At 61.3% G+C, this 11,466-nt stretch carries 12 protein-coding genes; 6 read left to right on the top strand and 6 right to left on the bottom strand.

Annotation, left to right across the window (positions count from 1 at the left end):
- The 4 genes from HBO24_RS05010 to mreB all read right to left on the bottom strand — a co-directional run bounded on the left by HBO24_RS05010 (position 1) and on the right by mreB (position 3,379).
- Positions 1-597 (bottom strand): nucleoside triphosphate pyrophosphatase, encoded by a 597-nt coding sequence (locus HBO24_RS05010; protein WP_115128996.1) that lies wholly within the window; start codon positions 595-597, stop codon positions 1-3.
- A gap of 50 nt (positions 598-647) precedes the next feature.
- The gene (gene mreD / locus HBO24_RS05005) at positions 648-1,136 is read right to left on the bottom strand and encodes a rod shape-determining protein MreD (RefSeq protein WP_057438103.1); all 489 of its coding nucleotides are present in this window, start codon (positions 1,134-1,136) and stop codon (positions 648-650) included.
- Positions 1,136-2,203 carry a rod shape-determining protein MreC gene (gene mreC / locus HBO24_RS05000; protein WP_170059401.1) on the bottom strand — a complete coding sequence of 356 codons (1,068 nt, stop codon included), beginning with the start codon at positions 2,201-2,203 and terminating at the stop codon, positions 1,136-1,138. Before mreC ends, mreD begins: the two co-directional genes overlap by 1 nt.
- A gap of 138 nt (positions 2,204-2,341) precedes the next feature.
- Positions 2,342-3,379 carry a rod shape-determining protein MreB gene (gene mreB / locus HBO24_RS04995; RefSeq protein WP_002555108.1) on the bottom strand — a complete coding sequence of 346 codons (1,038 nt, stop codon included), beginning with the start codon at positions 3,377-3,379 and terminating at the stop codon, positions 2,342-2,344.
- A gap of 210 nt (positions 3,380-3,589) precedes the next feature.
- Here mreB and gatC point away from each other — a divergent pair, with 210 nt between their 5' ends.
- From gatC to HBO24_RS04965, 6 genes are all read left to right on the top strand, one after another.
- The gene (gene gatC / locus HBO24_RS04990) at positions 3,590-3,877 is read left to right on the top strand and encodes an Asp-tRNA(Asn)/Glu-tRNA(Gln) amidotransferase subunit GatC (protein WP_003216077.1); all 288 of its coding nucleotides are present in this window, start codon (positions 3,590-3,592) and stop codon (positions 3,875-3,877) included.
- Between the two features lie 16 nt (positions 3,878-3,893).
- Positions 3,894-5,345: an Asp-tRNA(Asn)/Glu-tRNA(Gln) amidotransferase subunit GatA gene (gene gatA / locus HBO24_RS04985; protein ID WP_057438095.1), complete on the top strand. Its 1,452-nt coding sequence runs from the start codon at positions 3,894-3,896 to the stop codon at positions 5,343-5,345.
- A 10-nt stretch (positions 5,346-5,355) separates the two neighbouring features.
- On the top strand, positions 5,356-6,801 hold the full coding sequence (gatB, locus tag HBO24_RS04980; protein WP_057438093.1) for an Asp-tRNA(Asn)/Glu-tRNA(Gln) amidotransferase subunit GatB: 1,446 nt from the start codon (positions 5,356-5,358) through the stop codon (positions 6,799-6,801).
- Positions 6,802-6,921: 120 nt separating this feature from the next.
- The gene (locus HBO24_RS04975) at positions 6,922-7,293 is read left to right on the top strand and encodes a septal ring lytic transglycosylase RlpA family protein (protein ID WP_057958448.1); all 372 of its coding nucleotides are present in this window, start codon (positions 6,922-6,924) and stop codon (positions 7,291-7,293) included.
- Between the two features lie 50 nt (positions 7,294-7,343).
- Positions 7,344-8,402 (top strand): calcium/sodium antiporter, encoded by a 1,059-nt coding sequence (locus HBO24_RS04970; RefSeq protein WP_115128998.1) that lies wholly within the window; start codon positions 7,344-7,346, stop codon positions 8,400-8,402.
- On the top strand, positions 8,399-8,782 hold the full coding sequence (locus HBO24_RS04965; protein WP_057438084.1) for a carboxymuconolactone decarboxylase family protein: 384 nt from the start codon (positions 8,399-8,401) through the stop codon (positions 8,780-8,782). Before HBO24_RS04970 ends, HBO24_RS04965 begins: the two co-directional genes overlap by 4 nt.
- A gap of 69 nt (positions 8,783-8,851) precedes the next feature.
- Here HBO24_RS04965 and HBO24_RS04960 read toward each other — a convergent pair whose 3' ends face one another.
- Positions 8,852-9,793: an AEC family transporter gene (locus HBO24_RS04960; protein WP_057438376.1), complete on the bottom strand. Its 942-nt coding sequence runs from the start codon at positions 9,791-9,793 to the stop codon at positions 8,852-8,854.
- Between the two features lie 111 nt (positions 9,794-9,904).
- Positions 9,905-11,458, bottom strand: coding sequence for a galactarate dehydratase (gene garD / locus HBO24_RS04955; RefSeq protein WP_170059362.1), 1,554 nt, complete (start codon positions 11,456-11,458; stop codon positions 9,905-9,907).
- Positions 11,459-11,466 lie beyond the last annotated feature (8 nt).

The raw sequence follows: 11,466 nt of genomic DNA, 5'->3' as shown, positions 1-11,466 counted from the left end.
TCAGCGCACGGAAAGGTGTTGCCAACAGGGTATGCCGAAATGGCCCAGCAGTTCTGCTGTTTCGCAGACCGGCAGGCCAACGACTGCCGAGTAGCTGCCATTGAGCCCGGCGACAAATACCGCCGCCAACCCTTGGATAGCATAGCCGCCCGCCTTGTCCTGGGGTTCACCGCTGTGCCAGTAAGTCGTTGCTTCTTGTGTGGAAACCTGGCGAAAACGCACGCGACTGCTGACCAGGCGCGTTTCGCAACGCTGGCCATCAAGCAGCGCAATGGCGGTGAGGACTTCGTGCTCACGATCAGAAAGGGCCAGCAGCATGGCCAGGGCATCGGCCTGGTCCACCGGCTTGCCGAGGATCCGGCCATCCAGGATGACGGCAGTATCGGCCCCTAGCACGCAGGCATTTGCGGTATCGGCTAATGTCGCCAGGCCTGCAGCGGCTTTGCCACGGGCCAGGCGCTCGACGTAGGACGCAGGCGACTCGTCGCCCAGGGGTGTTTCATCAATAGCGGCGTTGACCACGGTGAACGGCACGCCAATCTGGGTCAGCAGTTCACGCCGCCGAGGAGAGCCGGAGGCCAGATAAAGCGATTGCATTGCAAACTCTCCCTGCGGGTTCGATAACCAGGCAGAGCTTCGCGCCCCACTCAATTGATTTTATAGCGGCGACACAAACCACGCAGACCGAAGCTGACCCATGGCCACAACAACGCGCTGACCAGCGCCGGCAAGACCAGCGCGAGGGTCGGCTGGCGGTTACCGGTCAAGGCGCTAAGCCACAGTTGCACCAACTGGGCCAGACCGAAGATCACCAGGATCACCAGGCATTGCTGCCACATCGGAAACATGCGCAGGCGTTGCTGCAGCGACAGCACCAGGAAGGTGATCAGCGTGAGAATCAAGGCGTTCTGGCCGAGCAAGGTGCCATACATCACGTCTTCAGCCAGCCCCAGGCACATCGCGGTGACCATGCCGACCTTGTGCGGCAAGGCCAGGGCCCAGAAGGCCAGCAGCAAGGCCAGCCACAGCGGGCGCAGGATTTCCATGAATTGCGGCATCGGCGAAACGCTGAGCAACATACCGATGGCGAAGGTCAACCAGACCATCCAGCCATTGCGTGAATGTGTACCGGCCATTATTGCGCCCCCTGTCGAGTGGTTGCCGGCGCAGGTGCAGCAGCAGGCGTGGACGCCGCAGGCCTGACCGGCCGGGCAGGTGTTGCCGAAGCGGGCGCCGCGGGTGCAGCCGGTGTCGCCACTGGCGCTGCCGGTGTCGCAGGCTTGGGTACTACGGTGGCCGGGATGATCGGCGTGGTGGTGCCGTCCTGCCGGTCCTGCGCTTCCTGGGCCTGGGCAGCCTCGTTGGCGCGCTCTTCCGGCGTGCGCGTGTCACTGAACACCAGCAACAGGTAGCGGCTACGGTTCAGCGCGGCCGTCGGCACGGCACGGACAATCGCGAATGGCTGGCCGGAATCGTGGATCACTTCCTTGACCGTCGCCACCGGATAGCCCGCCGGGAATCGCTGGCCGAGGCCGGAGCTGACCAGCAGGTCGCCTTCCTTGATGTCAGCGGTGTCGGCCACATGCCGCAATTCCAGGCGTTCCGGGTTGCCGGTACCGCTGGCAATCGCCCGCAGGCCATTGCGATTGACCTGCACCGGAATGCTGTGGGTGGTGTCGGTGAGCAGCAGCACGCGGGAGGTATAGGGCATCAACTCCACCACCTGGCCCATCAGGCCACGGGCATCGAGCACCGGCTGGCCAAGGACCACGCCATCGCGCTCGCCCTTGTTGATGATGATGCGATGGGTGAAGGGGTTGGGGTCCATGCCGATCAACTCGGCCACTTCGACCTTTTCGTTGACCAACGCGGAAGAATTGAGCAACTCGCGCAGCCGGACGTTCTGCTCGGTCAGGGCCGCCAGCTTTTGCATGCGCCCCTGCAGCAGCAGGTTTTCGGTCTTGAGCTTTTCGTTCTCGGCCACCAGTTCTGTGCGGCTGCCAAACTGGCTGGCCACACCTTGCCATAGCCGTTGCGGCAGGTCGGTGATCCAGTAGGACTGCATCAATACCAGCGACATCTGGCTACGCACTGGCTTGAGCAGTGTGAAGCGGGCATCGACCACCATCAGCGCGACCGATAGCACGACCAGCACCAACAAGCGCACGCCCAATGAGGGGCCTTTAGTGAAGAGCGGTTTAATAGGCCGCTACTCCCGGGCAGATATTCTCTTTATTCATACGGCATCAAACCGGCCTGGATGCAGATTGAAGAAGATAAACGCCAACAGGCAGCACTGCAAAGTGCTGCCTGTTAGTGAAACATGGCGCAACCAACGATCTTATTCGCTGGAGAGCAGGTCCATGGTGTGTTTATCCATCATTTCCAGTGCACGACCACCGCCACGGGCAACGCAGGTCAGCGGGTCTTCGGCGACGATCACCGGCAGGCCGGTTTCCTGGGCCAGCAGCTTGTCGAGGTCACGCAGCAAGGCGCCACCACCGGTCAGCACCAGGCCACGCTCGGCGATATCGGAAGCCAGTTCCGGTGGCGACTGCTCTAGCGCGCTCTTGACCGCCTGAACGATGGTGGCCAGGGACTCTTGCAGAGCTTCCAGCACTTCATTGGAGTTCAGGGTAAAGGCACGTGGCACGCCCTCGGCCAGGTTGCGACCGCGAACATCGACTTCGCGCACTTCGCCACCCGGGTAGGCGGTACCGATTTCCTGCTTGATGCGCTCGGCGGTGGATTCGCCGATCAGGCTGCCGTAGTTACGACGCACATACGTGATGATCGCTTCGTCGAAGCGGTCGCCGCCAACCCGTACGGATTCGGCATACACCACGCCATTGAGGGAGATCAGGGCGATTTCAGTGGTACCGCCACCGATATCCACCACCATCGAACCGCGCGCTTCTTCAACCGGCAGGCCGGCACCGATGGCAGCGGCCATTGGCTCTTCGATCAGGAACACTTCGCGGGCACCGGCACCAAGGGCCGATTCACGGATGGCACGACGCTCCACCTGGGTGGATTTGCATGGTACGCAGATCAGCACACGAGGGCTGGGCTGCAGGAAACTGTTTTCATGAACCTTGTTGATGAAGTACTGCAGCATCTTCTCGCAGACACTGAAGTCGGCGATCACGCCGTCTTTCATCGGACGAATGGCGGCAATGTTGCCAGGTGTACGGCCGAGCATGCGCTTGGCCTCGGTGCCCACGGCAACGACACTTTTCTGATTACCATGGGTCCGAATGGCCACAACCGATGGCTCATTCAGGACGATACCGCGCTCGCGCACGTAAATAAGGGTGTTGGCAGTGCCCAGGTCGATGGAAAGATCGCTGGAAAACATGCCACGCAGTTTCTTGAACATGGGAAAGGGACCCTAGGCAACGCGTGGGTAAAAAAGTGCGGCAAACTCTAACAACGACAGGGATTTTGGGCAAGGCGCCAATGTGCTAAATTGGCCGACTTTCTGTGCACCTAACCCCACAATCGCGGCCTTATGACCGTAGAAATGCGGTAGTGTTCCGACAATCTAACACACGGATAGCTTCCGTTCTGTTTTCCACTGGAGAATCCCATGGCGCTTGAACGCTCCGACGTGGAAAAAATCGCTCATTTGGCCTGCCTGGGCCTCAATGAAGCCGATCTTCCACAGACCACCGCAGCCCTGAACAGCATTCTCGGGCTGGTCGACCAGATGCAAGCGGTGAATACCGATGGCATCGAACCCCTGGCCCACCCACTGGAAGCCAGCCAGCGCCTGCGCGCAGACGTCGTGACCGAACGCAATAATCGCGAGGCCTACCAGTCCATCGCACCAGCGGTCGAAAACGGCCTGTACCTGGTTCCGAAAGTCATCGACTAAAGGGAAAGAGCCTGCAATGCATCAATTGACTCTGGCCGAGATCGCCCGCGGTCTCGCCGACAAAAAGTTTTCTTCCGAAGAGCTGACCAAGGCCCTGCTGGCGCGTATCACCGCGCTGGACCCGAAGGTCAACAGCTTCATCAGCCTCACCGAAGAGCTGGCCCTTAGCCAGGCCAAGGCCGCTGACGCCCGTCGCGCCAACGGTGAAGGCGGCGCGCTGCTGGGTGCGCCAATCGGTCACAAGGACCTGTTCTGCACCCAGGGCATCCGCACCAGCTGCGGCTCGAAGATGCTCGACAACTTCAAGGCGCCCTACGATGCGACCGTGGTCGCCAAGCTGGCCGAAGCCGGGGCCGTGACCCTGGGCAAGACCAACATGGACGAATTCGCCATGGGCTCGGCCAACGAATCGAGCTACTACGGCGCGGTGAAAAACCCGTGGAACCTGGAGCACGTGCCCGGAGGTTCGTCCGGTGGTTCGGCTGCAGCCGTGGCCGCCCGCCTGCTTCCGGCCGCCACAGCCACCGATACCGGCGGCTCGATCCGCCAGCCTGCCGCGTTCACCAACCTCACCGGCCTGAAACCGACCTACGGTCGTGTTTCCCGCTGGGGCATGATTGCCTACGCGTCCAGCCTCGACCAGGGCGGCCCTTTGGCTCGCACTGCAGAAGACTGCGCAATATTGTTACAAGGCATGGCCGGGTTCGATGCGAAGGACTCCACCAGCATTGATGAGCCGGTGCCGGACTACAGCGCCAGCCTCAATACCTCGATCCAAGGCCTGCGCATCGGCGTGCCGAAAGAGTATTTCAGCGCCGGTCTCGACCCGCGTATCGCCGAGCTGGTGCACAACAGCGTCAAGGAGCTGGAAAAGCTCGGCGCGGTGATCAAGGAAATCAGCCTGCCGAACAACCAGCACGCGATTCCGGCGTACTACGTGATCGCCCCGGCAGAGGCCTCGTCGAACCTGTCGCGCTTCGACGGCGTGCGTTTCGGCTACCGCTGTGAAGACCCGAAAGACCTTACCGACCTGTACAAGCGCTCCCGTGGCGAAGGTTTCGGCGTGGAAGTACAACGCCGGATCATGGTCGGTGCCTACGCCCTGTCGGCGGGTTACTACGACGCGTACTACCTCAAGGCGCAAAAGATCCGTCGCCTGATCAAGAACGACTTCATGGCAGCCTTTAATGAAGTCGACGTGATCCTCGGCCCAACCACGCCAAACCCGGCCTGGAAGATCGGCGCCAAGACCGGCGACCCGATCGCCGAATACCTGGAAGACCTGTACACCATCACCGCCAACCTCGCCGGCCTGCCGGGCTTGTCCATGCCTGCTGGTTTTGTCGACGGTTTGCCAGTGGGCGTGCAACTACTCGCCCCGTATTTCCAGGAAAGCCGCTTGCTCAATGTGGCGCACCAGTACCAGTTGCACACTGACTGGCACACTCGCACCCCAACCGGCTTCTGAGGAGAACACTATGCAATGGGAAGTTGTGATCGGGCTGGAGATTCATACCCAGCTCGCCACCCAATCGAAGATTTTCTCCGGTAGTGCCACTACGTTCGGCTCCGAGCCCAACACCCAGGCCAGCCTGGTAGACCTGGGCATGCCTGGCGTACTGCCAGTACTGAACCAGGAAGCGGTGCGCATGGCGGTGATGTTCGGCCTGGCGATTGACGCCGAGATCGGCCAGCACAACGTGTTTGCGCGCAAGAACTACTTCTACCCGGACCTGCCCAAGGGCTACCAGATCAGCCAGATGGAATTGCCGATCGTCGGCAAGGGCTACCTGGATATCCCCCTGGAAGACGGCACGATCAAACGCGTCGGCGTGACCCGTGCGCACCTGGAAGAAGATGCCGGCAAGAGCCTGCATGAAGAATTCAATGGCGCCACCGGCATCGACCTGAACCGCGCCGGCACGCCGCTGCTGGAGATCGTGTCCGAGCCGGACATGCGCAGTGCCAAGGAAGCCGTGGCCTACGTCAAGACCATCCACGCGCTGGTGCGCTACCTGGGCATCTGCGACGGCAACATGGCCGAAGGCTCCCTGCGTTGCGACTGCAACGTGTCGGTGCGGCCAAAAGGCCAGGTCGAGTATGGCACCCGCTGCGAGATCAAGAACGTCAACTCGTTCCGTTTCATCGAGAAGGCGATCAACACCGAAGTCCGTCGCCAGATCGAGCTGATCGAAGACGGCGGCAAAGTGATCCAGCAGACCCGCCTGTACGACCCGAACAAAGACGAAACCCGTGCCATGCGCAGCAAAGAGGAAGCCAACGACTACCGTTACTTCCCCGATCCGGACCTGTTGCCAGTGGTGCTCGAGGATTCGTTCCTCAATGACGTGCGCGCCACCCTGCCGGAATTGCCACCGCAAAAACGCGAGCGTTTCCAGGCGCAGTTCGGTCTGTCGGTGTATGACGCCAGCGTGCTGGCTTCGAGCCGCGAGCAAGCCGACTACTTCGAAAAAGTCGTGAGCATTGCCGGTGACGCCAAGCTGGCCGCTAACTGGGTCATGGTCGAACTGGGCAGCCTGTTGAACAAACAGGGCCTGGAAATCGACGAAGCCCCGGTCTCGGCCGAACAACTGGGCGGCATGTTGCTGCGCATCAAGGACAACACCATCTCCGGCAAAATCGCCAAGACCGTATTCGAGGCCATGGCCAGCGGTGAAGGAAACGCCGACGAGATCATCGAGAAGCGCGGCCTCAAGCAAGTCACCGACAGCGGCGCCATCTCGGCCGTGCTGGATGAAATGCTGGCGGCCAACGCCGAGCAGGTCGAGCAATACCGTGCGGCGGATGAAGCCAAGCGCGGCAAGATGTTCGGCTTCTTTGTGGGCCAGGCGATGAAAGCCTCCAAAGGCAAGGCCAACCCGCAACAGGTGAACGAATTGCTCAAGAGCAAGCTCGAAGGCTGATAGCAATGAATGGTCCGAGCGGGATTTTACTTGCGACTCGGACCCCATGTGGGAGCGGCGGTGCGACGATTCGAATCGTCGCACCGCCGCTCCCACATTTGTGATGGGGATATTTTGATAATGAAGCGTCTACTCGGCCTCTGCGCCCTGTTCTCCCTGCTCACCGGCTGCGCCAGTGGCCTGATCGACCCCAACGGTTACGACGAAACCGGCACCGCGTCCTACTACGGCGCCAAGCACCACGGCAAGAAAACCGCCAGCGGTGAACCCTTCAACCAACACGCAATGACCGCCGCCCACCGACGCCTGCCATTCGGCACGCGGGTGCAGGTCACCAACCTGTCCAACGATAGATCCGTGGTGGTACGCATCAATGATCGCGGCCCACACACCCGTGGCCGACTGATTGATCTTTCACGCCAGGCCGCCGAACAGTTGGGTATGCTGCGCAGCGGAACCGCGCGCGTGCGCGTACAAGCCCTGAGCAACTGACTGTCGGAGCCCTGACCATTTTCGGATTAAGCGCCCTCTCGCCCATCAGCCTGATTGAACTGATCAGCGGCCTGCTGCTGCTGATTGCCGGCGCCGAAATGCTGGTACGCGCCGCCGTGCGCCTGGCCGCCAGCCTCAAGGTCAGGCCGCTGATCATTGGCTTGAGCATCGTGGCCTTTGGCAGCAGCGCGCCGCAAATCGCCGTCAGTTTGCAGGCCACCCTGGCCGGTAATACCGATATTGCCGTGGGCAGTGTGATCGGCAGCAGCATCTTCAATATCCTCGTCACCCTGGGCCTGTCGGCGCTGATCATTCCCTTGCGCGTGTCGCGCCAACTGGTGCGCCTGGATATCCCGGTGATGATCGGCGCCAGCCTGCTGCTGTTTATTCTCGCCAGCGATGAAGCCCTGACCCCGCTTGACGGCCTGACCTTGCTGGTCGCCCTACTCGCCTACCTCGCCCTGTTGCTGTACCAGACCCGCCATTCGCGCCGCCCACGGACCCGCGACACCGTGGTGCAGGCGCCGTGGTTGAGCAGTTTGCTGTGGATGATCGGTGGGCTCGTGCTGCTGGTGTTCGCCGGGCATCTGGTGCTGGGGGCGGCTGTGGAAGTGGCCGGCGACCTGGGCCTGTCCGAGCGGGTAATCGGCCTGACCATTGTTGCCGTCAGTACCTCCCTGCCGTGCCTCGCCACATCCCTGATCGCCGCCGTACGCGGCGAGCGGGAGATTGCGGTAGGCAACGTGATCGGCAGCAACCTGTTCAACCTGCTGGGGGTACTGGGCTTTACCGCGCTGGTGGCGCCGTCGCCCTTGTCGGTATCGCCCAATGCCCTGGATTTCGACCTGCCGGTAATGCTCGGCGTCGTGGTGTTGTGCTTGCCGGTGTTTTACACCGGCTACCGCATTACCCGCGCCGAAGGCTTGCTGCTGCTGGGGTTGTATCTGGCGTATGGGCTGCATGTGCTGTCGTTCACCACCGGCATGCCGCTGGCCAATAAACTCGAACAACTGATGCTGTACTACGTCCTGCCAGCGCTGGTGGCTTTCCTGTTGTTCACCTCGCTGCGAGCCTGGCGCCGCCAACACCACAAGAGGGAATCGCAATGACCGATCAACCGAAATCCGGCGAGCAAATGCGTCGCCAGGTCATGGGTGATGTGTTTGTCGACCGCGCGCTGGGCAATGCCACCGAATTCACCCAGCCACTGCAGGACTTCGTCAACGAACATGCCTGGGGCGGGGTGTGGAACCGTGAAGGCCTGCCACTGAAGACCCGCAGCCTGATTACACTCGCGGCATTGACCGCCTTGAAGTGCCCGCAGGAACTCAAGGGCCATGTGCGCGGCGCACTGAATAATGGCTGTACTGTTGAAGAAATTCGCGAGGCGCTGCTGCATTGCGCGGTGTATGCCGGCGTGCCGGCGGCGATTGATGCGTTTCGGGCGGCGCAGGAAGTGATTGAGGCGTATCAGTCAGACCCGCAGTGACTGTTAGATCGCTATCGCGGGCAAGCCCGCTCCCACAATTTTGATTGTGCACACCTTCACCAGAACATTTCAGATCCAGCCACCCGCCTGCAACACGAAGATCCCGATATTAGTGGTCACCGCCGCCATCAAGGTGGTGATCACAATGATCGCTGCCGCCAACTCATGGTTGCCCTGGGCCGCGCGAGCCATGACAAAACTGGCGGCGGCCGTCGGCGCGCCGAAATACAAGAACAGGATCCCCAGTTCCGGCCCGCGGAACCCGTACAGCCACGCGCCGGCAGTCGCCACCAGGGGCAGCCAGATCATCTTCATCAGGCTGGCGCTCAGAGCAATGCTGCCGCTTTTCCGCAGGGCCGCCATGGACAACGTGCCGCCGATACAGATCAACGCCAATGGCAATGTGGTATCTGCCAGGTATTGCCCGGACTTTTCCAGCCAGCCGGGCAAGCCAATCTGGAAATACGCGAAGGGTGTGGCCGCAATCACGCTGATAATCAATGGATTGGCCAACACGCTTTTGCAGATGCTCCACGGATCGGACTTGATCACCGGACTGTAGACCGCCAGCACGATGGTCGACAGGGTGTTGTAGAACAGGATCACCAGGGCGGCGAGGATCGCGCCAAGGGAAATCCCGTAGTCGCCGTACATACTGGCCGCCAGTGCCAGGCCAATCACCCCGTTGTTACCACGAAATGCACCTTGGGCATAAATACCCCGGTCCTCACGCGGGCAACGGAAAATCGCCCAACCCCAGGCCAGGGCGAAGCCGACCAACGTCGCAACCGAGAAATAGATCAGCAGTTCTGGCTTGAGCGCCGAATGCAGGTCGGCATGCAGAATCCCCAGAAACAGCAACGCCGGCATGGTGACGTTAAACACCAAGGCCGACGCAGTGTGGATAAAGTCGTCGTTGATCCAGTTGATGCGCTTGAGCAGGACGCCCAGGAACAGCATGGCAAACACCGGCGCGGTGATGGTCAGGGTTTGCAGGAAGATAGCCAGCATGCCAGGGAGAACCTTGGTGAGGGTCAGTAGGTGGCTAATCATAAAACATCCAGCACCATTGCGCCCGGCAGGTCGCCATCGCGAGCAAGCCCGCGATGATGCGACACGGTCTCAGGTGATCGGCGCCGGATTGAACAACGTAATGTCATTGTGCAATTTATGCCGCTCGGCCCAGGTCTGCTTCTTGCCACTGGCTACATCCAGGTAGAAGTGGAACAACTCCCAGCCCAGCTCCTCGATGGTCGCACGGCCGGTGGCGATGCGTCCGGCGTCGATATCGATCAGGTCTGGCCAGCGCTGGGCCAGTTCCGTGCGGGTCGAGACCTTCACCACCGGCGCCATCGCCAGCCCGTAAGGCGTGCCGCGACCGGTGGTGAAGACGTGCAGGTTCATCCCCGCCGCCAGTTGCAAGGTGCCGCAGACAAAATCGCTGGCCGGTGTCGCGCAAAAGATCAGGCCTTTGCCCTTGAAGCGCTCGCCCGGCCCCAGTACGCCGTTGATCGCGCTGCTGCCGGATTTGACGATGGAGCCCAGGGACTTCTCGACGATGTTCGACAACCCGCCCTTCTTGTTGCCCGGCGTGGTGTTGGCGCTGCGGTCGGCCTCGCCCTTGGCCAGATAGCGGTCGTACCAGTCCATTTCCCGTACCAGTTCCCGGGCAACGTCTTGGTTCTCGGCACGGGAGGTCAGCAGGTAAATGGCATCGCGCACTTCAGTGACTTCGGAAAACATCACCGTCGCCCCGGCCCGCAGCAATAAGTCCGAGGCGTAACCCAGCGCCGGGTTGGCGGTGATCCCGGAAAACGCGTCGCTGCCGCCGCATTGCATGCCGAGGATCAGCTCCGAGACCGGTACGGTTTCCCGCCGGCGCAGGTCGAGTTTCTTCAGGCGGACTTCGGCCAGCGCCATGATCTGCTCGATCATTTCACTGAAGCCGTGGCTGGCGTCCTGCAGGCGGTACAGCCACGGCTCGCTGAGGTCCACCGAGCTGTCGTTGTCGTGCATCACTTGCCCGGCCTGCAATTTCTCGCAGCCCAGGCTGATCACCAGCGCTTCGCCCCCCAGGTTCGGGTTGCGTGCCAGGTTGCGCACAGTGCGGATCGGGATATAGGCATCGGTGGCGGTAATGGCCACGCCACAGCCGTAGCTGTGGGTCAGTGCCACTACGTCATCGACATTCGGGTACTTGGGCAACAACTCGTCCTTGATGCGCTTGACCGCATGGTCCAGCACGCCGGTCACGCACTGCACAGTGGTGGTGATGCCAAGGATATTGCGCGTACCGACGGTGCCGTCGGCATTGCGATAGCCTTCGAAAGTAAAGCCTTCCAATGGCGCCTGGGCCTCGGGGACCTCGGTGGACAGCGGCAGGCTGTCCAGCGGCGGTGCGGTAGGCATGCGCAGTTGATCTTCCTGGACCCAACTGCCGCGCGGTATCGGCTGCAAGGCGTAACCGATGGTTTGGCCATAGCGAATGATCTGACCACCTTGCGGGATATCTTCCAGGGTCACCTTGTGGCTCTGGGGGATGAACTCCACGGTCACCAGGCCGTCCGGGAACTCGGTGCCCGCCGGCACGCCCTGGTCATTGACCACGATTACTACGTTGTCGCGCTCGTGCAGACGAATGGAGCGCGGCGAGTCGGCATGTTCAATCAACTGCATCACACGGC

Origin of the sequence: Pseudomonas sp. WS 5410, from assembly GCF_012985645.1 — a bacterium.
GTDB lineage: Bacteria > Pseudomonadota > Gammaproteobacteria > Pseudomonadales > Pseudomonadaceae > Aquipseudomonas > Aquipseudomonas shahriarae.
The sequence above is the reverse complement of the archived record's forward strand: the minus strand, read 5'-3'. Positions and strand labels throughout refer to the sequence as shown.